General features: G+C 33.8%; 22 protein-coding genes. 16 read left to right on the plus strand and 6 right to left on the minus strand.

The annotated features are described in order from the left end of the window. Positions 1–100 precede the first annotated feature (100 nt). Positions 101–430, plus strand: coding sequence for a hypothetical protein (locus tag U6A24_RS09410; protein ID WP_324179709.1), 330 nt, complete (start codon positions 101–103; stop codon positions 428–430). A gap of 140 nt (positions 431–570) precedes the next feature. Here U6A24_RS09410 and U6A24_RS09415 read toward each other — a convergent pair whose 3' ends face one another. Next, positions 571–1068 carry a hypothetical protein gene (locus U6A24_RS09415; protein WP_324179710.1) on the minus strand — a complete coding sequence of 166 codons (498 nt, stop codon included), beginning with the start codon at positions 1066–1068 and terminating at the stop codon, positions 571–573. A 199-nt stretch (positions 1069–1267) separates the two neighbouring features. Between U6A24_RS09415 and U6A24_RS09420 the strand changes: the two genes are divergently transcribed. Then, positions 1268–1456 carry a hypothetical protein gene (locus tag U6A24_RS09420; protein WP_324179711.1) on the plus strand — a complete coding sequence of 63 codons (189 nt, stop codon included), beginning with the start codon at positions 1268–1270 and terminating at the stop codon, positions 1454–1456. A gap of 13 nt (positions 1457–1469) precedes the next feature. Here the strand turns inward: U6A24_RS09420 and U6A24_RS09425 are convergent, their stop codons facing one another. From U6A24_RS09425 to U6A24_RS09440, 4 genes are all read right to left on the minus strand, one after another. Continuing rightward, a complete protein-coding gene (locus U6A24_RS09425; RefSeq protein WP_324179712.1) occupies positions 1470–2921 on the minus strand; it encodes a S41 family peptidase in 1452 nt (483 codons plus the stop codon). Positions 2922–3082: 161 nt separating this feature from the next. Continuing rightward, positions 3083–4393 (minus strand): carboxypeptidase-like regulatory domain-containing protein, encoded by a 1311-nt coding sequence (locus tag U6A24_RS09430; RefSeq protein WP_324179713.1) that lies wholly within the window; start codon positions 4391–4393, stop codon positions 3083–3085. A gap of 124 nt (positions 4394–4517) precedes the next feature. Beyond that, positions 4518–5912, minus strand: a complete 1395-nt coding sequence (locus tag U6A24_RS09435; protein ID WP_324179714.1) for an ATP-binding protein — start codon at positions 5910–5912, stop codon at positions 4518–4520. Positions 5913–6112: 200 nt separating this feature from the next. Further along, positions 6113–6646, minus strand: a complete 534-nt coding sequence (locus U6A24_RS09440; RefSeq protein ID WP_324179715.1) for a hypothetical protein — start codon at positions 6644–6646, stop codon at positions 6113–6115. Between the two features lie 601 nt (positions 6647–7247). Between U6A24_RS09440 and U6A24_RS09445 the strand changes: the two genes are divergently transcribed. Beyond that, entirely contained in the window at positions 7248–9305 is a 2058-nt protein-coding gene (locus U6A24_RS09445; protein ID WP_324179716.1) for a M13 family metallopeptidase, read from the plus strand. Positions 9306–9376: 71 nt separating this feature from the next. On the opposite strand, the gene U6A24_RS09450 is transcribed toward U6A24_RS09445, so the two are convergent. Continuing rightward, positions 9377–10021, minus strand: coding sequence for a hypothetical protein (locus U6A24_RS09450; RefSeq protein WP_324179717.1), 645 nt, complete (start codon positions 10019–10021; stop codon positions 9377–9379). Positions 10022–10133: 112 nt separating this feature from the next. Here U6A24_RS09450 and U6A24_RS09455 point away from each other — a divergent pair, with 112 nt between their 5' ends. The 13 genes from U6A24_RS09455 to ilvC all read left to right on the plus strand — a co-directional run bounded on the left by U6A24_RS09455 (position 10134) and on the right by ilvC (position 25871). Next, a complete protein-coding gene (locus tag U6A24_RS09455; protein WP_324179718.1) occupies positions 10134–11468 on the plus strand; it encodes an aspartate kinase in 1335 nt (444 codons plus the stop codon). Positions 11469–11686: 218 nt separating this feature from the next. Continuing rightward, complete coding sequence (locus U6A24_RS09460; RefSeq protein ID WP_324179719.1) at positions 11687–13225, plus strand: YifB family Mg chelatase-like AAA ATPase; 1539 nt, start codon at positions 11687–11689, stop codon at positions 13223–13225. A gap of 88 nt (positions 13226–13313) precedes the next feature. Further along, positions 13314–14534 carry an Nramp family divalent metal transporter gene (locus U6A24_RS09465; RefSeq protein ID WP_324179720.1) on the plus strand — a complete coding sequence of 407 codons (1221 nt, stop codon included), beginning with the start codon at positions 13314–13316 and terminating at the stop codon, positions 14532–14534. 25 nt (positions 14535–14559) lie between these two features. After that, complete coding sequence (pxpA, locus tag U6A24_RS09470) at positions 14560–15291, plus strand: 5-oxoprolinase subunit PxpA (RefSeq protein ID WP_324179721.1); 732 nt, start codon at positions 14560–14562, stop codon at positions 15289–15291. A 4-nt stretch (positions 15292–15295) separates the two neighbouring features. After that, positions 15296–16021, plus strand: a complete 726-nt coding sequence (gene pxpB, locus U6A24_RS09475; RefSeq protein ID WP_324179722.1) for a 5-oxoprolinase subunit PxpB — start codon at positions 15296–15298, stop codon at positions 16019–16021. After that, entirely contained in the window at positions 16018–16875 is an 858-nt protein-coding gene (locus U6A24_RS09480; protein ID WP_324179723.1) for a 5-oxoprolinase subunit C family protein, read from the plus strand. Before pxpB ends, U6A24_RS09480 begins: the two co-directional genes overlap by 4 nt. Before the next feature lie 246 nt (positions 16876–17121). After that, on the plus strand, positions 17122–17517 hold the full coding sequence (locus U6A24_RS09485) for a hypothetical protein (RefSeq protein WP_324179724.1): 396 nt from the start codon (positions 17122–17124) through the stop codon (positions 17515–17517). A 667-nt stretch (positions 17518–18184) separates the two neighbouring features. Then, positions 18185–18967: a sensor histidine kinase gene (locus U6A24_RS09490; RefSeq protein ID WP_324179725.1), complete on the plus strand. Its 783-nt coding sequence runs from the start codon at positions 18185–18187 to the stop codon at positions 18965–18967. Between the two features lie 16 nt (positions 18968–18983). Then, on the plus strand, positions 18984–19634 hold the full coding sequence (locus tag U6A24_RS09495) for a response regulator transcription factor (protein WP_324179726.1): 651 nt from the start codon (positions 18984–18986) through the stop codon (positions 19632–19634). 650 nt (positions 19635–20284) lie between these two features. Beyond that, positions 20285–21961 (plus strand): dihydroxy-acid dehydratase, encoded by a 1677-nt coding sequence (ilvD, locus tag U6A24_RS09500; protein WP_324179727.1) that lies wholly within the window; start codon positions 20285–20287, stop codon positions 21959–21961. Positions 21962–22000: 39 nt separating this feature from the next. Next, a complete protein-coding gene (gene ilvB, locus U6A24_RS09505) occupies positions 22001–23731 on the plus strand; it encodes a biosynthetic-type acetolactate synthase large subunit (RefSeq protein WP_324179728.1) in 1731 nt (576 codons plus the stop codon). A gap of 2 nt (positions 23732–23733) precedes the next feature. Then, positions 23734–24267 (plus strand): acetolactate synthase small subunit, encoded by a 534-nt coding sequence (gene ilvN / locus U6A24_RS09510; RefSeq protein ID WP_324179729.1) that lies wholly within the window; start codon positions 23734–23736, stop codon positions 24265–24267. Positions 24268–24395: 128 nt separating this feature from the next. Beyond that, positions 24396–25871: a ketol-acid reductoisomerase gene (gene ilvC, locus U6A24_RS09515; protein WP_324179730.1), complete on the plus strand. Its 1476-nt coding sequence runs from the start codon at positions 24396–24398 to the stop codon at positions 25869–25871. Positions 25872–25902 lie beyond the last annotated feature (31 nt).

Here is a 25902-nt window from a genome sequence, read left to right on the forward strand (position 1 = left end):
TTAAAAAGTAAAAATATTTAATTTAAACCCTATTTTTTATAGGGTAAATTAAATTTATGTAATGTTTTAGATATTTTAATTGTAACCAAAATTTATGCTTATGAATTTAGATGAAGTAATAATGGCGTCAATCGCAGAGTTTTTGGATGTAGAAGTACATAGGGATACTGAAACCCTGGATTTGTCATCCAAAATTGAAATAGTAAGAAAAAGACTAGGAGATAAGTTAAAAAATACAGCAGGTAGAACTTTTACCCGAAATGGGTCTATGAGTTATGAATATGAAATGTTTTTTAGCAGTAATCCAAACGATATGATCAAAATTGATGGTTGGATTCCTATACAGACAGATAAGATAGATAAATATGACAAAATCCCCGAATATATCGAAATTGGCTTGTTGCGAAAAATAGGTGTTAGTCATAGCTAACAAACATTAGTTATGAAGATCTCACTTCAAGTCAAAGGTACCTTTTATAGTATTTGTATTCTATAATTACAAGTTGTTATTATTAATTAGTTTAGGTTTGCCGGTCACGATTAGATTCATGGCCGGTTTTTTTCTAAACGTTACCAATGATAGTTTCTGTCTTTTACATTCATATGCTCTGGTACAAATGTGTCAATAAATGTGCTTTCTGAAGAGAATTGTTTGTGTCTATATTGTAATTTTAAAGTATCCTTTTCTAGTTGAAGAATTTTAAAATATTTCCGATTTTTCCTGGTGTTCATAATTTCTTGTAACGAATCACTAGTCCATTTTATATAAGATTTTTTGTTATTGTTAGTAATAATTTCCCAATTGCCTTTCAATGATGGACCACAGTTTTCTTGCTCTCCATTATTATCTTCCATAACTCCTTCAGGAAAGTACTTGATTTTATATGTTAAAAAGCAACCGGTCATGTTCATTCTAACGCCATCATTATATCTCCATGCAATTTTCCATGTCTTACCCGATTTACCAGCCAGTATTTCTTTTGCATTTTTTGGGAGATTAAATGGATACTCTTCTTTTTTGCAAGCGATAAGGCTAATGATCAGAAACGAATAGATATATGCTTTCATAATAAAGTATTAGTGTTTTTTCTTTTTTGCTCAATAATTATTCCTAAAATTAAATCAAGATTGTTAATAGTTCTGTGTAAAAGTATTTGAAGCATTTTTTTTGTGTATTCAATTAAAATCTATTTTTATTCTCGAATTTAGAAAGGATAGAACGGATCTATGATTGAAGAATTATGTGCGCCTTTTGTAATTTTATAATATGACAGAATACGTGCTTTTAACCGAAGATCAAAATTATTTTGTTGAATACTTAATTGGAGAGCTTGTTTTATCAGATAGTATTACCGAAGCTATGAAATTTAATGATGAAAACTTGGCGTTAAGGTTCAAACAAATGCTACATAATTCGTGTAAGTTAATTACAAGTGTAAATACTTATATCCAATAAATCAATTCATTATTTATCCTTTAATTAATCTAAAAAGATAATCGAGTAGAGGATCTTTTCCTTCAACTAAATTGTCTACAGAAAGGTTAATATATTTATCAGGAGGAGTTCCTGATCCTTTTTTGACGGTTTTATCTTTAACATAATTTTCAACCCTCACCATAGACATCACCATTACAATTTTTGAGTTGGGTAATTCATAATATACGGGGAATTGTCCGGTAGAAATATAATATCCGCCTCCCGTTTCTTCGCCCATAAGGGTAATGTTTTCATTTTTGGCACTTTGACAAAAGCTCGATGCTGCCGAAAAAGTAGTCCCGCTTGTGAGTACATATACTTTTCCTTTGAATCTTCTTTTTTCTGGGACCATTAAAGCTTCGAGATCATCAAAAATCAACTTCCAACCGTCATAAACAGGATGATTTTTAAATTTATCGGTTAAGAAGTCTTTTTCGTTGAGGAATGTTCGGGTAACGTATTCTTTTTCTGGGACCTCGATAGCACTTACATATTGGCTGGAAATTTGCTTAAAAGGCTTTTTGGCAATGAATGAATAAAGATGAACCCCATTAGGTCTGAAACCACCATCATTATTCCTTAAATCGATGATTAAATGTTTAGTTTCTTTTTCTTTTAATTCCTTAAAGACGGTAATCAGTTTTGATTTGAAAGCTCGAATATCTATTCCAAATGAATTGACTACCAAAATAGCTGTACTTAAATTGTCTTTATAGTAGATAAATGGTTCTTTGTTGTTTATATATGATTTAAAGAAATCGAATCCATTTTCTTGTTTATGGAATTTGGCAAAATACGAGTTGCGCTTGGTGTTTCTAAGTTTTACGGTTACAAAAGACTCAGCATCTAACGTAACAGATTTTGTAATTCCTTCTGGAGAGGTATAATCAACAATAAATTCTTTGGTAATACCATATTCATAGGCATAAAATGCTCCAAATTTTAATTCAATATCTCTATACTTTTTAGTAAGGTTATGGCCGTCTGAGGGTGTGTATTTCTTTAAATCTGCCAAGATTTTTGAAGCTTTCCGTTCATTAATCGCGTTGATTTTTGAGCCTATAGGTATTCCAAAGTCATCTGTATCTGTATAGAAATGGGTATTTATGATTTTTAATATTAGAGGGAAGTAATATTGATTTGTCTTCACAGTATTCGGAGCAAAGAGTAGAAGATGACCATCTTTTACTTTATCAGTTATTTCTAACATCTTCTTATAAAGATCAATATCTGTAGTGTTTTTAACTATTTTTTCTTTAGTACTCTCAAATGAATAATGTAAAGAATCCTCGTTTGTATATTCATAAAGACTAGGGTGTCCTTTTTTTAAAATATTCTCGAATATCTCGAAATCTTTTAGTGCAGCCAACGAGTCTAATTGCTTTTGCCCGTTTAAAGCATTAGAAATTATTAAAAAACATAGAATAAATATGGTTCTTTTCAATAGGAGTTTTTTGTATAAATGACTTTTGAGAGTCTTTGTTGTTGCAAAACTCGTTTCCCTGCTTTAAAAGTACTAAAATTATTCAGCAGATTTAATTTGAGTAATAAAAAAAAGAACATGCTCGGGCATGTTCTTTAGTATACATGTTTTGAACTCTAGTTTTAGTTCAATTTTCTAAGTTGCTTTTGAATTTTTTTGATGGCAGATTCTATAGATTTTTCTGGTTCTATAACATTATACTCTCCCCAAAATTTTGGGTCAGAAAATCCAGCTGCTTCATCGGCAAGGACTACAGTGGATTTTAATCTGTCTTTAGGTTTAAGCGTTTCTTTATCTAAATTTTTCTTCCAATCTGTAACGGCCATTTCTACATTCAGCTTATATACAGAATTAAACAATTTTCTTTTCCAGTTTATCTTTATAGTTAGATCAATTCGACCATACCCATAATACCACTTTCCATCTTTCTCACGGTAATCGATATTGTAACTAGCCTCAGTGGGGTATACTTTTGCATTTCTTGGCTTTTTTCTAACAAACATTTTGCTCACTTCCTCTTTATCTTCAGTATTAAGGCTATAAATTGCTTTTGTCATAGCAAGTGTTTCAGAATCAATGTAGAGTTTTCCATAATACATAGGTTCTTCTATATAGGGACGCTGTTTGAACTTCAATACATAAATATGGCGATCGTTAATTTTGGTAGATTTATCAAAACTAAACTCGTAGGTTTTTATCATATCCTCTGTAAAAAGAATTTCGGGATTCTTCATCACATCTATGTATAGTGTGCTAGTGGGCCCTCCTTGAAGTTTTACTGTCAAAGTATCTAGTTTTTTGTAATCAGCACTTTTGCGTGCTTTATATAGTTTTATGATATCTGTTTTCTTTGAAAGGTAAGGATTTTTATATACGTCCAGAACCGCTTCAGACAAGGATACATAACTTCTACGTTTTTTTATTGTTTCTCGATAAAAGGCAGTCATAATAGTATTATCACTAAGGTAATTAGTGCCTTTTTTCTTCATTACCGCTCGAATAAGTGCTTCGGGATCCCTTGGGTCAATATTTACTTCAGATAACTCTGTTATTGATAAATCAAGTCTTATTTTCATTGCTTTTTTACCAAATTGAGATAATTCGATTACCTTGTCATTATACCCTAAATGAGAAATAGTAATTTTATTTTCAGAAAGGTCTTTTGGTACTTTTAAAGAGAACTTCCCTTCGTCATTGGTGACTGTAGAGATATTAGTATTATTAACAGATATTGTCGCAGATACGATAGGTCTGTTGCTTTCGTTGTCATAAACAGATCCTTTGTACTCATTATAACTAGTAATGTCATCTTCTACGTTGCTTTCTTGAAAATAAGACATCGCCTGTAACTGGGTAGAAAAGGTAATTGTAAATACAAATATTAATATTGAGGTCAAATATATTTTATAAGAAAAATTGTTTTTTTGGTTCATGGCTTTAGTGTTTAGTTTAAAATTCCATTAACAAACCTGTAATCTTTACATACAAGATAATAAAATTAATAGAAGTATTTTGTTAATGAGAGTAAAACAATAAGTTTTTTGGATGATTGAGTGATTAGTGATACTCGTAATGATCACCAAACCAATTCTTAAGTTTGATATTTAATATTTCTGTTGTGAATGGCTTTGTGATATAATCATCAAGGCCTTTTGAAATATAACGTTCGGAATCTCCTGGTAATGCATTCGATGTAAGAGCAATAATTGGAGGGACTTTAGTAAATTTTTTTCGTATTAGATTGCAAGTTTCAACACCATCCAATTCGGGTAAATTAATGTCCATAAGTATCAGGTCATACTTATCTTCTTTAAAAGAATCCAGGGCTTTTTTACCATCCTTGGCAACATCGACTGTACACCCCAGATATTTAAGAATTTGTCTTGAAACCAAGATATTGGTATCAGAGTCTTCAACTAATAAAACATGAAGGTTGTAGTCGTTTTTTTTGAGGTTTGAATGGGTTTTGTTTTCATCAACAACACGGGTATTAGATATCTTTGCTTTAAAAGTAAACCAAAAATTACTACCTTTATCTGGCTCACTAGTAACGCCCAATGTTCCCTGCATAAGAGGGACAATCTTTTTACAAATTGCTAGTCCCAAACCACTTCCTTCTCCTATACTAATCGAGGCGTCATGCAGTTGACTGTAGCGATTAAATAATTTTTCCTGATCATTCTTACTTATGCCAATTCCGGTGTCTATTACTTCTATTTTAATGACAAGTTCATCATTTTTTTTCGAAACCAAAGATGTATTGATATTGATTGAACCTTGGTTGGTAAATTTTATGGCATTACCAATTAGATTTGAAATGACCTGTGCTAAACGGTTATTATCGGCAATTATGTATTGAGGCAACTCTTTCGAATAATTGGATAAGATTTCTATTTCTTTAGCTTTTGCTGTGGCTAAAAAAAGGTCTGCATTTTGAGATATAAGGGTTTTTAAGTTAGTGGTGGTAGGGGATAACCTAAATTTTCCGGCTTCCATCTTGGAAAGGTCCAAAATTTGATTTAAGATATCAAGCAAATTAAGAGATGATCTGTGAATGGTACTTACATATTCTTTTTGTACTGCATCTAGTTTTGTGTTTTTAAAAAGTAAATCGATCATACCTATCACACCTACCATGGGTGTCCTAATTTCATGACTCATATTGGCTAGAAAATCATTTTTGAATTTTGAAGCCTTCAATATTTGTTGATTCTTTTCTTTTAATTTATCGAGATTTCGACCCCCAAACATGGCAAATAGCCCTAGAAAAATGGGCGCCGTATCTATGATATAATGAACAGGATAATTACGTTGTACAAATACTGCAGACTCCCAAGTAAATTCAAGACCAAGCTTAACCATATCCATACTTGTAGCCAATATGGGAAACATAAAGCCAAATATCACTCCGTAGAATGTATATTTTGCTGCTTCAGATTTAAACCATGACATTTGCATTTTAAATAGGTTTCTTGACGTAATAGCGCTTAAAATTGGAGGTACTTGGTTGTAAAAAAGGGGAGTTTTTGATGTTAAATATAAGTTTTTTTTAAAATATGAAAAGTTGAGGTTATAAAGATTAAGTGAAAACAAAAAAAATCCACGACATATATAGCCGTGGATCTAAACCTTACTTTCTATGATCGGATACTTTATCCTTTGAAGACATACTTTTTTAATTTGTAACCCTCTACTTTAATTAAATACGTCTTAGGGTCATTAAGATAATGGATATAATCATCGATTTTCCCTTTATCCAATAGTCTTCCGTCCATAGAATATAAACTATACTTTAATCCTTGAGGGACTTCAATAATATGTCTAAAAGTTTTTTGATCAGTGCTTTGTTGACAAGTGTCGTCTGCCAAGAATCTATTTATAAATGTTACTCGCCCTTGTTTCTCTCCTTCAAGAGTAACAGTTGCAGTATTATCGATGTCGATAATTCCGGTTCCCGAAACGTCACCAAGAATAATAAGACAAGCGTTTCTTACTTTTATTCTGGCTCCAGCTTCAAGATGTAAGCTTTCGGTAATGAAGATAACTCCTTCTTCTGTGTTTTCATCCAAACCGTCGATTACAGTATTTTCTGTAACATACATAAGTTTGTAGGAAATGTCGATTTTTGTATTTGCAAAAGAAATACTTGTTAAAAACAAGGCTAAAATGGGTAAAAATGTTTTCATAAAGTTTGGTTTTCGGGGTTAAACCTTAAATTTAAAAATGTAAGTAAAAACTTACAACAGATGATTTATTTTCGTTGTAAAACATAAAATCAACGACAATATACAATATTTTATGTTAAAAATGTACTTTTTTATTCCCTAAATATTGATTTTATGGCTAAGTGTTTCTCAAAAAACTCTGGTACACCCTATAAACACAAGTAATTCTATAAATGTTAATTTTTTTGTTTTTTTTAACAGAAGTAGGTTTTTTAGTGGCTATTTGTTTGGTTTTTAGAGCTTAGAGCAAAAAAATGAAAATTAAAGTAGGTTTCTTTCTCGCATAATCATAATAGCAAATCAAGAATAAGTGGATTAGCAGCCTAATTCATTTTGCCCTTGTAAGTGATGTGTATAAAAAGGAAAAACTATTAAATATATTATGTTTATTTTCAAAGAATTAGTTTATGAAGCGCTCTTGTTTTTTCGTTAAAAAAAGTAATAATCCAGAAAACATCCTTCATTTTACATAAATTACGCCCTTGTTGACGTAACAAATCGTTAATTCTTACGTCAAATTACAAATAACTAATCTCAATTTAATAACACAATGAATATAAAAATGAAAAAAGTGTATTTTTTAGCTGCATGTGTTGTTGCTTTTGTCAGTTGTAAGAATGATGCAAAAGACAACAAAGATGTTGCCGAAGTGGAAAAAATCCCTGGAATAGTCCTGGAAAATATGGATACTAGTATTAATCCTAAAGATGATTTTTACAATTACGTTAACGGTAATTGGATGAAAAATACTGAAATTCCTGCAGATCGTACCCGCTGGGGTGGATTTGGAGTGCTGCGTAAATCAACCGATAATGATGTGCTTGAAATTTTAGCAAAAGCCAAAGAAAGTGGAAAATATGGAGCCGAAACAGATCAAGCTAAGGCTCTTGCTATTTTTGATACAAAATTAGATACTGTTGCTAGAAATAAAGCAGGTCTGAAGCCGTTACAAGGCGCACTTGATGACATTGCGTCTATTAAAAATTTAACTGACTTGCAAACGGTGTTAGCCAAAAACCCATCGGTTTCTTCTCCGTTTTTAGGGATCGGAGCATCGGCTGATTTAAATAATAGTTCAATGAATGCTGTTTACCTTGGAGCCAGTGGTTTAGGGTTGCCAGATAGAGACTATTATCTTGACCAAGATGATAAGTCTAAAGAAATTCGCGATGAATATAAAAAGCATATTGTTAGAATGCTTAAGATGTTGGGTGATTCTGAAGCTGATGCAAAAAAAGCAGCAGATAAAATTTTGGAGCTTGAAACAAAATTAGCAGAACCACGATTAGATAAAGTAGAACGCAGAGATGCCCGTAACTATAATAATCCAAGATCAATTTCAGAAGCCGATGCAATTCTGTCTTCTATAGATATTAATAAGTTAGTTAGTGATCTTGGAATTACAAAAAAGTTTGATACTTTAATTGTTACGCAATTACGATATACAAAAGCGTTAGATGGTTTCCTAAAAGAAACTCCAATAGAAGATGTAAAAACTTTACTTCGTTGGGATACATTTAATAGCGCAGCCGGAAGACTAACAACAGATGTTGAATTGGCTAATTGGGAGTTTTATAGCAAATATTTGAGAGGCCAAAAAGAGCAACGTCCTGCAAATGAGCGTGCTCTTGCCACGGTAAATGCGACAGTTGGAGAGGCACTTGGACAATTGTATGTAGACGAAAAATTCCCGCCAGAGGCAAAGGCAAAGGCTGAAAAAATGATTGCAAATGTAATCAGAGCCTACAAGGGACGTATCCAGAAATTAGATTGGATGGGAGAAGAAACAAAACAAAAAGCAATCGAAAAACTTGATAAGTTTACCGTGAAGATTGGATATCCAGATAAATGGGAGGATTATTCAAAAATGGATGTTTCGGCAGATAAAACATATTATGAAAATATGGCTGCTGTTGATAAGTGGGCACAGGATAAGAATTATGAAGATATTGGAGAGCCAGTTGATAAAACCAAATGGGGGATGTCTCCACAAACGGTAAATGCTTATTTCAACCCTCTTAATAATGAAATTGTTTTTCCTGCTGCTATTTTACAACCTCCTTTCTATAATTATACTGCTGATGAGGCTGTAAATTATGGTGGTATAGGTGCTGTTATTGGTCATGAAATATCACATGCATTTGACGATTCTGGTGCACGTTTTGATTCAGATGGAAACCTTAAAAACTGGTGGTCTGAAGATGATCTTAAAGCATTTACTGAAAGAGGAGATGCATTAGCAGAGCAGTATAGCGCTATTGAAGTTCTTGATAGTGTATTCATTAATGGTAAGTTTACTTTAGGTGAAAATATAGGTGACCTTGGTGGTGTACTAGGAGCGTATGACGGGTTACAATTGCATTTTGCAGAAAATGGAAAGCCAGAAAAGATTGATGGATTTACTGCAGAACAACGTTTCTTTATGTCTTGGGCTACGGTGTGGAGAACCAAAATTAGGGAAGATGCATTAAGAACGCAGATTAAGACAGATCCACATTCACCCGGTACAACAAGAGCGATACAACCTTTATTAAATGTTCAGGCATTTTATGATGCGTTTGATATTAAAGAAGGTGATCAAATGTATTTGGCTCCAGAAAAAAGAGTTCAAATCTGGTAATGATATCAGGATTTTAATACATAAAAACCCGCATTTATGTGGGTTTTTATGTATTACACTATTTTATTGTCTTAACTCTCTTTAATTTCATTCATTAGTAAGAATGCTTTATTAACATGCTCTTTCTCTAAAAATAGGGTAAAGTAGTTAGAGGTTGATATAACTTCGAAAACAGGGATCCCTTCATAAGCAAGTAATTTGAAGATGTAAAAATATAAACCAATTACCTTAGAGTTGTCTTCTGGAAGTGCTATAGACATAGAAGACAAATTATCCATTACAGAGATACAAGTTTCATCTTTAAAATGCTTTTCGACAATTTCTTTAAGGGAAGATGTTACCAAAATATTGCTTTCCTGAAAATTACTGGAATAAGTAAAGTACGCCTTAGCCTCGTTCTTGACACTATTTAATAAGTTAGATTGACTGGTTAATATTGTATTAGAATTAAGAAAGGTATATTCTGTTATTCCTGACCGTACTACAATATCACCAAGATTTCTTAAATTATCGATATGTTTAATTTTTCTTGGATGGTATCGCCTTAATGCCATTACAATAGATCCTGGTTTAACAGGTTTTCTCATTACTTTTTCAACCTGTGGCAATAAATCTACCGCCAAAGAACTAAAATTTATAATATTTCTGGACAAAGCATCTTCAAGAAAAGGCTGATGCCTTAAAATATTGTGCACGCAATCTGTTATAGTTTTCATTGTTATATATTTAACATCTTGTGCAAATTTATATTTTTTCTTTTAAAATATTTATAGTTAGTGTGTAATTAATTATTTATGCAGTGTTAAAAAATAAAGAAAAAATAGATTGATGAAAGTATTAAAGTTTGGAGGAACATCTGTAGGGTCGGTTGAAAACTTAAAAAGAGTAAGAGAAATTCTTATATCTGATCAAGATGACAAGATTGTTGTGTGCTCTGCTATGTCTGGGGTTACAGACCACTTAGTTCGTTTGGTAGAAAGCATAAAGCTAAAAGATAGTGAGGCGATTACTAGAAGTCTTCATAGGCTCGAAAGCAAACATATCGATGTTATTGATACTTTAATAGCCGATCAAGAGATTAGGAATACTCTTAAAGAAGAAATTTCTGCAATAATAACCGAAATGTTTGAAGTGTCAAATCAGGAGTATTCTGAAGAGGTTAATTCTAGAATAATAACCTATGGCGAAACGCTTCTTACTGCTATTTTTTCTGGTTTTTTAAATTCTGAAGGAGTTTCCAATGTATTGTTGGACGCAAAGGAGTTTATGCATGTGGATGCTGTAGAAAACCCAAATATAGAAAAGGTTCAGAGAAGATTGCAAAAAGTTTTAGACAGTAATCTTCAATCTTCACTTTTTATTACCCAAGGTTTTGTTTGCCAAAATAGAGAAGGGCAAATTAGTCATTTAAAACGCGGAGGAAGTGATTATACCGCCACCATTATAGGTTCAGCATTAGAGGCTTCAGAAGTTCAGATTTGGACAGATATTGATGGATTGCACAATAATGATCCAAGATATGTTGAAGGTACTCATCCAATTGCACACCTTACCTATAATGAAGCGGCCGAACTTGCTTACTTTGGAGCGAAAATTCTTCATCCTCAAACCGTTTCTCCCGTAGTAGGAAAGGATATTCCAGTGCTTCTGAAAAACACTTTCGATCCTGCAGCCCAAGGTACCATCATTTCAAATCGCATACACAAGAAAGGGCTTAAGGCAATTTCTGCAAAAGATGGAATTACGGCTATTAAAATCAAATCTAATAGAATGTTAATGGCTCATGGATATTTGAGGAGGATCTTTGAGGTTTTTGATAACTTTCATACTTCGATAGATATGATTACCACCTCAGAAATTGCAATATCTCTTACTATCGACAATACGACCAACCTTGATAAAATTGTTAAAGAAATAGAGAGTTATGCCGAGGTAACGGTAGAACAAGACCATAGTATTATTTGTATTGTGGGGGAGTCGGTAATAAATGATAAAAACTCTCATAGACTTTTCGAGATTCTAAACTATATCCCTGTAAGAATGGTTTCGTATGGAGGTAGTAATAATAATATTTCAATTCTAGTAGATACCAAAGATAAGATACCAACTCTTAAATTTTTGAATGAAAAACTATTTCAAGTGCATAAAGAAGTAGTAGTATAAATTGTTTGTTATGCAATTCGTATGAAAAAGTAGGTTGAAGCTTTGATGTAACAATTCATGCGTAATACAGAGTGAAAACCTGCTTTTTTAAAACCTAAAAACTTAGATGAGTTTTTAGGTTTTTGCTTTTATAAAAAGTTTAAAGTCCCAAGAAATCCTCAGTTTCAAAAAATGAAACTAGCTCCTTTTACTTTTGTTTTAAAATTAAAGAATTGAACATGCTAATAAAAGTATTCGGGAGTGCGGTTTTTGGTGTCCAGGCAACTACCATAACAGTAGAGGTTAATATTGATAAAGGAATAGGATATCACCTTGTTGGTTTGCCTGATAATGCAATAAAAGAAAGCAGTTATAGAATTGCTGCGGCTCTACAAAATAATGGTTATAAATTACCAGGAAAAAAAATTACAATCAATATGGCGCCTGCCGATTTGAGAAAAGAAGGATCAGCTTATGATCTTACTTTGGCTCTTGGGATTCTTGCTGCAAGTTCGCAGATTAAGGCAATCAATATTTCAGATTACCTTATCATGGGCGAGTTGTCTTTAGATGGAGGTCTTCAACCAATAAAAGGTGCATTGCCCATAGCAATTAAAGCTCGAGAAGAAGGATTTAAGGGATTTATCTTACCAAAGCAAAATGCAAAAGAAGCTGCAATAGTGGATAATCTTGAGGTATATGGTGTTGAGAACATTAAAGAAGTTATAGATTATTTTGAAGGAGTAGGGGGCTTAGAAAAGACCATTGTAGATACCAGAGAAGAGTTTTTTTTAGCACTAAATAATCCCGAATTCGACTTTGCAGATGTCAAAGGACAAGAAAGTATTAAACGATGTATGGAGATAGCTGCTGCCGGGGGACATAACATAATTTTAGTTGGACCTCCGGGTAGCGGAAAAACAATGCTTAGCAAAAGATTGCCAAGTATTTTACCACCTATGTCTTTGCAAGAAGCGCTAGAGACTACCAAAATCCATAGTGTGGTGGGGCGGGTAAAAGAAAATTCAGGACTTATGGCACAACGACCTTTTAGAAGTCCACATCACACGATCTCAAATGTAGCTCTTGTAGGAGGAGGTAGTTATCCCCAGCCCGGCGAAATCTCTTTGTCTCATAATGGGGTTTTGTTTCTGGATGAATTGCCTGAATTTAAAAGAGAGGTGCTCGAAGTGATGAGGCAACCTTTAGAAGATAGAGAGGTGACTATTTCAAGAGCAAAGTTTACGGTTACTTATCCTTCTAGTTTTATGCTTGTAGCAAGTATGAACCCTAGTCCAGGAGGGTATTTTAATGATCCCGATGCCCCCGTGACTTCATCTCCAGCAGAAATGCAACGTTATCTCAGTAAAATCTCTGGTCCGCTTCTTGATAGAATTGATATTCATGTAGAAGTTACACCAGTGCCTTTTGATAAGTTAAGCGAAGAACGAAGGGGCGAGTCAAGCAACGAAATTAGAAAACGAGTTATCGCTGCTAGAGAAATACAAACGAAGAGGTTTTTTGCCTTACAAAACATCCATTATAATGCTCAAATGGGAGTAAAACAATTACGTGAATTTTGTGAATTGGATAAAGATTCAAAAGTCTTGTTGAAAACAGCTATGGAACGTCTTAACCTTTCTGCCAGGGCTTATGATCGAATCCTAAAAGTTTCACGAACTATTGCAGACCTTGAAAGGTCCAAAAATATAAAAGGAGATCATATTTCAGAAGCAATACAATACAGAAGCCTTGATCGTGATGGTTGGTTAGGGTAAAAATTTATAAACTATTCTAGCTTCTTATTAACAATTCGATCAAGGTCCTAAGGGAAATCAATATTTTTAAGAATACACATGTATTTTTATGAAGAAATGGTTTTCTAGTATAGGTCCTGGTACTTTGGTAACAGCTGCTTTTATTGGTCCGGGAACGGTTACAGTTTGTACCCTGGCAGGAGTCAAATTTGGTTATACATTGTTATGGGCATTGACTTTATCTGTAGTCGCTTGTATAATTTTACAAGAAATGTCGGCACGATTAGGAATTATTACTCAAAACGGATTAAGTGAGGTGTTAAAATCTCAATTTGAGAATAAAATTCTAAGATCGATTCTTGTTGCAATTGTTATATCGGCAATTTTTGTTGGAAATGCGGCTTACGAAGCTGGAAATATTAGTGGAGGAGTGCTGGGGTTGTCAACTATAGTAGGATCTCCATATCTCGTTTTTGGAAATGTTACCATAAATTACCTTAGTCTAATCATAGGGGGGGTGGCCTTTGCTCTATTGTATATAGGTAATTATAAAGTATTAGAACGTAGTTTAATTGTATTGGTTCTTTGTATGAGTATAGCATTTGTGATAACAGCCATCATTACAAAGCCAAATTTATCTTTAATACTCCATGGATTCGTTCCTTCGTTGGAATCGGAAAAGCTTTTTACTGTTGTCGGATTAATAGGAACAACCGTAGTGCCTTATAACCTTTTTCTTCATGCATCCTTAGTAAAAGAAAAATGGAACAAGCCAGATCAATTACCGCTGGCACGAAAAGATACACTTATAGCAATAATTGTAGGAGGTATAATGTCAATGTCTATTATTATTGCTGGAGCTTCGATTCAGAATTTAGAAGTTAACAGTGCCGCAGATTTGGCAAAAAGCCTGGAACCAATTTTTGGATCTGGGGCCAAATATGTGCTTTCTTTGGGGCTTTTTGCTGCTGGAATTACTTCTGCTATAACTGCTCCGTTGGCGGCGGCCTATGTTGTACAAGGTTGTTTAGGATGGGAGGGAGGACTTCGAAGTAACAAGTTTAGATCGGTTTGGATGTTTATCCTTTTATTGGGAGTTGTTTTCTCTTCATTGGGTATAAAATCAATCGAGATTATTCAGTTTGCACAAGTAGCCAATGGACTCTTGCTACCAATCATCGCTGGTTTCCTTTTATGGGTTATGAATAGTAAAAAAATCTTGGGTTCATATACCAATTCAAGACTTCAGAATCTAGTGGGTGTTTTAATAGTACTTGTAACTATATTTCTTGGATTAAGAAGTGTGTGGAAAGTGGTAATTAATTTGTAAGAACTTTTACTAATAAATGTAGGAAATGAATCAAATTGTTTTTAATGCAGATGTTGGAGAGGAGGCAGGATTTGATGCTCAAATTATGCCTTATATCAGTTGGTGTAATATAGCTTGCGGAAGTCATGCAGGTAATGAAAAAGTGATTCAGAAAACGATAGAGTTGGCTATTGAAAACAATGTGAAAATTGGAGCTCATCCATCGTATCCAGATAGAGAGAACTTCGGAAGAAAAAGTCTTATGTTACCTTATGGTGATTTGGTGAATACAATTACAGATCAAATATTATTGGTAAAGTATTTTACTGAAAAAGCAGGTGAAAAATTGCATCACGTAAAACCTCATGGAGCATTATATAATGATGCCGTAAAAAATAGTGAAGTAGCAAAATCAATTCTTGAATCAGTAAAAAATATCGATAAAAATTTATATATAATTACTCCAAAGGATTCAAAATTATCTTATCTTAGTAACGATGTTTTGACTGTTAAATATGAAGTGTTTGCGGATAGAAATTATAATAGTGATTTAACCTTAGTTTCCAGGTCAGAAAAGAGGGCTGTGATAAAGGATCCGATGGAGGTTTTTGATCACGTTTTTAGAATGCTGTCCAAAAACGAAATTAGGACAATAGGGGGAGAGGAACGAGTAGTTAATTTTGATACAATTTGTGTTCATGGTGATAATCCAAATTCGGTTAAAATTTTAGAATTTTTGAAAAATAAACTTACTAATACAGATTTCATTTTTAGATAGATTTATGAGTTACGAATTACACTATAAACGATACTCAGAAAATGCAATTTTGATTGAATGGCCGGCAAAAATAGATAAGAATATACATCAGGATATTATATTTTATAAAAATACTCTTGAAAAAGAAAAGTTTAAAGAAATTGTTGAGGTAATCATATCATATAACTCGTTATTAATTTTTTATAAGTCTACTATAGAGGATATCTATAATGAAGTTTCAACGTTAAAATTACTGTATTCTCAAAAAAAATCATTCAAAGGTGCGGAAAACAAGTTGTGGAAGATACCTGTTTGTTATTCCCCTGCTTTGGCTCCAGATTTAGAATCATTTTGTAAAGCAAAAGGGTTTACTATAGGTGATGTTATCGATTTACATACAGCTCCAATATATCAAGTGTATTTTTTAGGGTTTTTGCCTGGTTTTTTTTATTTGGGAGGGCTGGATAAAAAATTGAATTTTGTTAGAAAGAATTCACCTTCTTTAGATGTAAAAAAAGGTTCGGTTGCCATAGGTGGAAATCAAACAGGAGTGTATCCTCAGGATAGTCCGGGAGGGTGGCATGTTATCGGTCGTTGTCCTCTCAATTTTTTTGATCCCGAAGTGAGCCCTCCATGCTATATTTTGCCTAAGGATAAAATTCAATTTATATCGATATCGGAAAATGGATATAACGATATAAGTTCTTTGGTTAATTTAAGTATTTATACACCAGAATCTGTAAGTTTATGATAGCTGGCATTGTAAAAGTAATTGATCCCGGATTCTATTCTTCTATTCAAGATATGGGAAGATTTGGCTTTGCAACTTATGGTGTTCCTTTTAGTGGAGCAATGGATCAAAACTCTTTTCGTTTGGCAAATGCACTTCTAAATAATGAAGAAAATGATGCGTGTATAGAATGGGTATACCGACCGCCGATATTACAATTTTCTAAGGAGACGGTAATAAGTGTTACCGGTGCAATGGCAAGTTGTTTTCTGAATGGTAATAAGATTAACTTGAATTGTCAAGTAAAGGTAAATAAGAATGATATTTTTTCTGCAAGTTTTTGTAAGAATTATAAATACGGTTATGTAGGAATTGTAAAAGGATTTATGTCAGATATGCGATTAAATAGTAGGTCGTTTTATCATGGTGTTACTCAAAATGGAGTATTAAAAAAAGATGATGAAATTGACTATCAAGAGTGCATTAACTTCACTGAAAAATTCTCAAGTATTTCGTCCAATACATTATTACAAAATTCGAATGAATTGTTGGTATACCGGGGACCTGAATTTGTACTTTTATCCAATGATCAAAAACACGACTTGCTTAATACAGAATTCACTATTTCATCTGTTGCAAATAGAATGGCTCTTCAACTTACTGAACAATTGCCCAATAATCTTCCTTCGATATTAACCTCACCAGTTTTACCCGGCACTATACAATTAACTCCATCTGGAAAAATGATTGTCTTGATGAGAGATTGTCAAACAACAGGTGGTTACCCGAGAATACTTCAATTAAGTCAGGACGCGATTAGCGCAATAGTTCAAAAAAGGGCAAGTGAAAAATGTACATTTAAACTTATTAGTTAGAAGTTCTAATAGTCTTGGTGTTTAACTATAAATTTCTATAGGGGGAAAAATCCCCTAGGGCCTATAGGGGGAAAATCCCCTGGGGTTAATTTTTTTGTATTTTTTGAGATGATCTTAAGTAGCTGAATAGCATTAGCGTTTTACCATATTTTTTCACCATAAAAACCTCAAAAAGGGTAGCGCTATTTGCGTAAAAGCCTCTTTTTTGGTAATATTAGCACAAGTTAACCTAAAAAGTAAAATGTTATGGGAAAAAAACGACCCGAAAAGTGCATAAGTATAGAAGAAGCTAAAGATCTTCAAAAGAATTGGTGTAATACCAGAACACCTGAAATAGATCGTTGCATTGGATTTGAAGATACTAGAGAATTCTGGTGGAGTGTAGAGGAGTTAATGGATTATTTGAAGTACGTGAAGAGAAAATCTAGAAAAATGGGGATTGATGATCCGGGGATTAGATTGTATTTTGGAGCATACCCTTCGGAAAAGTGTAAAATGAAAAGAGGATATGCCACGGCTTTTTTGGCTCCTACAGGAGCACCTGCAGGTGAGCTTGGTAAGGATGGAGACAGTGCTCCTAACAATTATAATGTTCCTCCATTTAATGGAGGATCAAGTGGAATCCCACCAACTGATTACTAAGGATGGGCTTCCTTTTCTCTTATTTAATTTTTGAATTAATGGCTGCTATTGTGGGCAGTTTTTATATAAAGAAATATCGAGAAGATAAACCTTCTCGATATTTTGTTTATTTTCTGTGGCTTACTTTTTTTATTGAATTATTTGGAGTTTTACCTGCATTAATGTACTATGGTGGTTTCTTTCCGTTTTTAAAAGGAACCTTTTTGGAAGAAAATCATTGGCTTTATAACATATTTTTTATTTTTAACTTCTCATTTTATGTTTACTACTTTTATTTAAACTATAAGGTGAAGGATTTTAAGTTGTTTATGAAAATATTAACTATTCTTTATGTTATAACATCAATTATTAATTTAATTTTCACTGACATTTATTTTGTAGGTGTTTCCGCTTATACTTACATTGTTGGGACAATTGTACTCTTTATTGGAGGAATTTTGTATTTGTATGAAATGTTACAAAGTGATAAAATTTTGACATTCTATAAAACTATACCATTTTATGTTGCTGTTGGGGCGATTATTTTTCATCTCGCAGTAACTCCGTTGTTTATTTATAGTCAGTACTATGACGTTGATAGAAGTCCTTACTTTGTTGATGTTAGAAAAATAATTTTGAATAGTGCTATCATTTTTCTGTATACTTGTTATACTATTGGTTTTATTGTATGCTTGAAAAAGAACAAATCTTACTCTTAATTTATTTTACCATAATTATTCTTTTTTTTATAGTTTTCGGTATTATATTTTTTATTGCCTTTCAACGTCGTAAGAATAAACTACTTCTTGAAAAATTAAAAGCCGAACAACGATTTGAAGACGAGATCTTTAAATCTCGTATCGAGATTCAGGAACAGGCCCTTAAAAATGTAAGTTGGGAACTTCACGATAACATAGGGCAATTATTATCTACAGCAGTAATGCAAATTAATATTCTGGGTACTTCTTTGGATAAAGAGGCAACCAACTCTTTACAGGATGTTCGTAAATTGGTTGGAGATAGTTTGCAGGAAATTCGTAATTTATCCAAAACTTTGAATAATGAAGTTATTCATAATATTGGGTTAGAGAAATCAATACGAGTAGAGTTAGAGAGATTTGAAAAACTTCGGTTTCTTAAAACAAAACTGGTGATTAAAGGAGATGAATATCATATAAATCCTAAAGATGAGATCATTTTGTATCGAATAATTCAGGAGTTTTTCTCAAATACCATTAAATATGCCGAAGCTTCTCATCTATATGTTGAGCTAGAGTATGCGTCCGAAGAGTTGAATATTAAAATACAGGATGACGGCGTAGGTTTTGATATGAAATCGGTACAGGCAAATTCTGGGTTGTTAAATATGAAAAGCCGTGCAGCCTTATTAAAGGCTAAATATGATTATACATCTTCTCCAGGCAAAGGTGTTTCAATTGCGTTGTCTTACCCTGTAAAGGATAAGGCTTGATTAAAAACTTAAATAAATGAAGAAAAAGAGCATTGTTATTGTTGATGATCATTTATTGTTCGCACAATCATTAGAAAGTTTAATAACAAAGTTAGAAGAGTATGAGGTGTTGGCTATTCTAAAAAATGGAAAAGAGCTCACTCAGTATTATATGCATAAACGTAAGGTGCCTGACCTGATCCTTTTGGATGTAAAAATGCCAGTAATGGATGGTATACAAACTATGCAATGGTTAAAAGAAAACCGTCCAGAGCAAAAGGTGTTGGCGCTTACTATGGAAGATGACGAGGATACCATTATCAAAATGCTTAGGAATGGTGCAAAAGGGTATTTGCTAAAGGATATCCACCCGGAAAACTTCGAATTTGCTATGAAAATGGTAATCGAACAAGGATTTTACTATTCTGGCAAGATTGAAAATGCTTTGCGCAATTCTGAAAATGTAGATGATAGTGGGGACTTTCATGAAAGATTAACAGAGAAAGAACGTGGCTTTCTAAAACATGCTTGCTCAGAACTTACCTATAGAGATATTGCAGAAGAGATGGGGTTAAGTCCAAAAACCATAGAGAACTACCGGGAAGCAGTATTTAAAAAACTAGAGGTAAAAACAAGAGTAGGACTAGTCATTTATTGCATGAAAAATAAACTAATCAAAATTGATTGAAACCCTATTTTGAAAAACTAGTAGTGTATTTAAAATAGCTGGCTGAAATCATCTTGCTGCAGGGTAGAATCTACTGCTATTCAAAAAGTTTGTAATAATAACTGAAGGAAATGAAATATTTTTCTATATTTGAATCAAGAATGAAAATAAAAAACTTAAATATCAATAATGTCATTATCGAGGTGATTACTTTATCTCGGTAAAGGGATATTTTTGATATAACCGAAATAAAAAATCCCTTTGTGATTACAAAGGGATTTTTCTTTTTAAGAAAGTATAAAGATGTATAAAAACATAATTAGTAATGTCATTATCATTGTGGTGATTTGTTCACCATAAGGAAGGGCATTGGTATACTTTAAACAAAAAACTCCCTTCAAAAACTTGAAGGGAGTTTTTTTTGAATTAAGGTGAATGTTTAATAAAAATTAACAAATAGTGATTGTAAATAATATGATTGTAAGTATTTGTAAATCAGTAGTTAAAAGTGTTAAAGGTGGTATTGGATATTGTAAGGATGTTTAATTATATGCAATGGTTTAGACGTAACGAAATAATTTTATACTGAGGATTATTTGTATTGATGAGAATATATCAATAAATAGGTTAAAATATTGAAAAATTAACAAAATAATATACATTCAAAAGGAATGAGCTTAAATAAGTATAGTAAACAGGTCACACAAGATGATACGCAGCCCGCTGCACAAGCTATGTTACATGCTATCGGTCTTACCGATGAAGATTTTAGTAAACCTTTGGTTGGTATTGCAAGTACAGGATACGAAGGAAATCCATGTAACATGCACCTAAATGATTTGGCAAAATTAGTGAAGAAAGGAACGCTTGAAGAAGATGTAGTTGGATTAATATTTAATACAATAGGAGTTAGTGATGGTATTTCTATGGGGACCCCGGGAATGCGTTTTTCACTTCCTTCTCGCGATGTGATTGCAGATTCTATGGAAACGGTAGTGCAAGCTATGTCATATGATGGAATGGTGACCGTAGTAGGATGTGATAAAAATATGCCTGGAGCATTAATGGCAATGCTTCGATTAAATCGTCCTGCGATCTTGGTGTATGGTGGTACAATCGCTTCTGGTTGTCATGAAGGTAAAAAATTAGATGTAGTTTCTGCGTTTGAAGCGTGGGGAGAAAAAGTGGCAGGGACCATTACCCAAAAAGAATATAAAAACGTAATAGAAAAAGCATGCCCCGGTGCGGGCGCATGTGGTGGAATGTATACGGCAAATACTATGGCTTCGGCTATTGAAGCTTTAGGGATGTCATTGCCTTACAACTCTTCTAATCCGGCAATTAGTAAAAACAAAGAGGAAGAAAGTATAGCAGCAGGTAGAGCTATGAGAGTGCTATTGGAAAAAGATATTAAACCAAAGGATATTGTTACCAAAAAGTCGCTCGAAAATGCAATACGTCTTGTTACAATCCTTGGAGGGTCTACCAATGCGGTATTACACTTTTTAGCCATTGCACGTGCTGCAGATGTAGAATTTACACTAGCTGATTTTCAAAGAATAAGTGATGAAACACCTTTCTTGGCAGATCTAAAACCTAGTGGAAAGTACCTGATGGAAGACGTGCATAATGTTGGTGGAATACCTGCAGTTCTGAAGTATTTATTGAAACAAGGATTACTTCACGGTGATTGCTTGACAGTAACGGGTAAAACACTGGCAGAAAATCTATTGGATGTACCAGATTTAAGCGAAGGGCAAGATGTGATAAAGCCTCTCGAAAACCCTATAAAACCAACTGGACATCTTAGAATTATGTTTGGTAATCTGGCCGAAGATGGATGTGTAGCAAAAATCACTGGTAAAGAAGGACTGCGTTTTCAAGGAAAAGCAAAAGTTTTCAATGGTGAATATGCCGCAAATGATGGTATTAAAGAAGGGAAAGTAGAAAAAGGAGATGTAGTCGTCATTAGGTACGAAGGACCTAAGGGAGGACCAGGAATGCCAGAAATGCTAAAACCTACTGCTGCTATTATGGGAGCCGGTTTAGGTAAAGATGTAGCCTTGATTACCGATGGAAGATTCTCTGGGGGAACCCATGGTTTTGTCGTCGGACACATCACCCCTGAAGCACAAGAAGGTGGATTAATTGGTATTGTTCAGGATGGTGATATTATTACAATAGATGCTGAAACCAATTCAATTACAGTAGCAATTGATGAAGCTGAAATTGAAAAAAGGAAAGCATCTTGGATACAACCCGAACTTAAGTTTAGTAGAGGGGTACTTTACAAATATGCAAAAACAGTATCATCGGCATCCCAAGGGTGTGTTACCGATGAATTTTAAAATAGATTCTGAGGAAATTCGGAAACCAAATAACAGCGTATGGAAACACAAACGCAGACAATAAAAAAGAAAACAAAAGTAACAGAAAGGATGACGGGAGCAGAAGCAGTAATTCACTGTCTTTTGGCAGAAGGTGTTGATTTAATTTATGGCTATCCGGGAGGAGCAATAATGCCTGTATATGACGAGTTATACAAATTTCAGGATAAACTGCACCATGTCTTAACAAGACATGAACAAGGAGCAACACATGCAGCTCAGGGATACGCAAGAACAAGTGGTAAAGTAGGTGTGGCTATTGCTACATCAGGACCGGGAGCTACAAATTTTGTTACTGGTATCGCAGATGCTCAGATAGATTCAACACCAATGGTATGCATTACCGGACAAGTTGGATCCCACCTTTTAGGGTCAGATGCATTTCAAGAAACCGACATTATTGGTATTTCTACTCCGATTACCAAATGGAATCATCAGGTTACAAAAGCAGAAGATATACCAGAAGTTCTTGCAAAAGCATTCTATATTGCTCGTTCTGGTAGACCAGGGCCAGTATTGATAGATATCACAAAGGATGCACAATTTGGGGAGTTGGATTTTGCCTATGAAAAGTGCAAAGGAATACGAAGTTATGTTCCTACACCATCAACAGACCCTGATAGTTTGAAACAAGCTGCCAAATTGATCAATGAGGCTAAAAAACCAATGATTGTTTTTGGACAAGGCGTGATCTTGGGAGAAGCCGAAGAAGAATTAAAAGGTTTTGTTGAGAAATCCGGAATTCCATCAGCTTGGACTATCTTGGGATTATCGGCATTACCAACTGCACATCCATTAAATGTTGGAATGGTAGGGATGCATGGAAACTATGGCCCTAATAAGTTAACAAATGAATGTGACCTATTGCTTGCTATCGGAATGCGTTTTGATGATCGAGTTACAGGTAATCTGCAAACGTATGCCAAGCAAGCCAAAATAATTCATTTTGAAATTGATCCTGCCGAAGTGAACAAAAATGTAAAGGTAGATGTTGCAGTGATGGGAAATGTTAAGAATACTTTAGCACAAATACTTCCAATGATACAACCGAATTCACATGATTCTTGGTTGCAAGAATTTAAGGATCACGATAAAATAGAATTTGATAAAGTTATCAAAGAAGAATTGTATCCCGAAAAAGAAGGTCTTTCTATGGGAGAAGTGCTTAGAGGAATTAATGAAGAAACGCACGGCGATGCAGTAATTGTATCCGATGTTGGACAACACCAAATGATTGCTTGCCGTTATGCCGAGTTTACAAAATCCAAAAGTAACGTAACTTCTGGTGGTTTGGGTACTATGGGCTTTGCTTTACCTGCCGCAATAGGTGCAAAAATGGGAGCGCCAGAACGCGAAGTAGTTGCTATAATTGGTGATGGTGGTTACCAGATGACCATACAAGAATTGGGTACAATTTTTCAAACCAGAGTACCCGTTAAGATTGTAGTACTTAACAATGATTTCCTTGGGATGGTGAGACAATGGCAACAATTATTTTTTGATAAGAGATATGCGTCTACCGAAATGGTGAACCCAGATTTTGTCAAAATAGCTGAAGGATATCATATCAAATCCAAGAGAATTACTAAGAGAGAGAATTTACAGGATGCGATAAAAGAAATGATTGCTTCAAAGGAACCTTATTTCCTTGAGGTTTGTGTAGAAAAAGAAAATAATGTATTCCCAATGATCCCAACAGGGGCATCAGTTTCAGATGTAAGATTAGAGTAGTTATGGAAAAAGAAAATTTTACAATTTCGGTCTATACCGAAAACAATATTGGATTGTTAAACAGGATATCGGCAATCTTTCTGAAACGTCATATTAATCTTGATAGTATGACGGCATCACAGTCCGAGATCAAAGATGTATTTCGATTTACTATAGCAGTTAAAGTAACTGAAGAACAAGTGAAGAAAATAGTTGGACAAATAGAAAAACAAATAGAAGTTATCAAAGCTTTTTATCATAAAGAAGAAGATATCATTTATCAGGAAACAGCGTTGTTCAAAATTGCTTCAAAACTCTTATTTGAAGAACGTCAGATCCAGAATGTCATTAAAAATAGTAATTCTAATATAGTAACAGTAACACCAGAATTTTTTGTTTTAGAAAAAACGGGAAGGCGTAGAGAAGTCGATGCTCTTTATCGCAAATTAGAGCCATATGGACTTATGCAGTTTACACGCTCTGGTAGGATTGCAGTTACCAAAGAGAAAATGCATATCTCTACCATCTTAGAAAAATTTGCAACAGAGATTGTGTAAATTCTCCTGGTATTACAAAGCATAGGCTTCCGAGATTATTTCGGAATGTATAAATGAGAAACAACTAAAAATCAAAATTAAATCAGGTTTCCGAACAGGAAACAACAACAACAAATTAAAAAAAAGAAATGGCAAATTATTTTAATACGCTATCATTAAGAGATCAACTAACGCAGCTAGGAAAATGTAGATTTATGAATGCCGAAGAATTTTCGGCAGGTGTTGATGCCTTAAAAGAGAAAAAAATTGTTATTGTAGGATGTGGCGCGCAAGGCCTTAATCAAGGATTGAATATGAGAGATTCAGGTTTGGATATTTCTTATGCACTTCGCGAAGCTGCGATTAAAGAAAAACGACAATCTTTTAAAAATGCTACAGATAACGGTTTTAATGTGGGAACTTATGAGGAATTAATTCCTAAAGCAGACGTAGTAATTAATTTAACACCAGATAAACAACATACACAAGTAGTAAATACCGTAATGCCATTAATGAAAAAAGGCGCAACATTGTCCTATTCTCATGGTTTTAACATTGTTGAAGAGGGGATGCAAGTTCGAGAAGATCTAACGGTAATTATGGTTGCCCCAAAATGTCCTGGTTCTGAGGTTAGAGAAGAATATAAAAGAGGATTTGGAGTACCTACATTAATTGCTGTGCACCCAGAAAATGATCCTCAGGGACGCGGATTGGATCAAGCCAAAGCATATGCAGTAGCTACCGGAGGACATAGAGCCGGAGTACTTGAATCTTCATTTGTAGCCGAAGTCAAGTCTGATCTTATGGGAGAACAAACTATACTTTGTGGATTATTACAAACAGGATCTATTTTATGCTTCGATAAAATGATTGAGAAAGGTATCGATGCGGGATATGCCTCAAAATTAATTCAATACGGTTGGGAAACTATTACAGAAGGAATGAAGTATGGAGGAATTACAAATATGATGGATAGACTCTCAAACCCTTCAAAAATAAAAGCTTTCGAATTATCTGAAGAGTTAAAAGAAATTATGCGTCCATTGTTTCAAAAACATATGGATGATATCATGACTGGTCATTTTTCAAAAACAATGATGGAAGATTGGGCAAATGATGATAAAAACCTATTATCATGGAGAGCTGCTACTGGAGAAACAGCGTTCGAAAAAACTCCTGCAAGTGATGTAGAAATTTCAGAACAGGAATTTTATGATCATGGAGTGCTTATGGTTGCTTTTGTAAGAGCAGGAGTAGAATTGGCTTTTGAAGCTATGACAGAATCTGGGATTATTGAGGAATCGGCATACTACGAATCATTGCATGAAACACCACTTATTGCTAATACAATTGCCCGTAAAAAACTATTCGAAATGAATCGTGTGATTTCTGATACTGCAGAGTATGGATGTTATCTTTTTGATCATGCTTGTAAACCATTATTGACAGATTTTATGAAGAATATTGATACAAATGTTATAGGGAAATCATATGATAATGGAAAATATAGTGGTGTAGATAATGCAAAATTAATTGAAGTAAATGCTACATTAAGAAATCACCCAATAGAGGAAGTGGGAGCAAGATTAAGAGCTTCTATGACGGCAATGAAACCTATTGTGTAAAGTAAAATAACCAACCATTTTTTGTACGGCC

This window comes from Aquimarina gracilis, assembly GCF_035285365.1.
Taxonomy (GTDB): Bacteria; Bacteroidota; Bacteroidia; order Flavobacteriales; family Flavobacteriaceae; genus Aquimarina; species Aquimarina gracilis.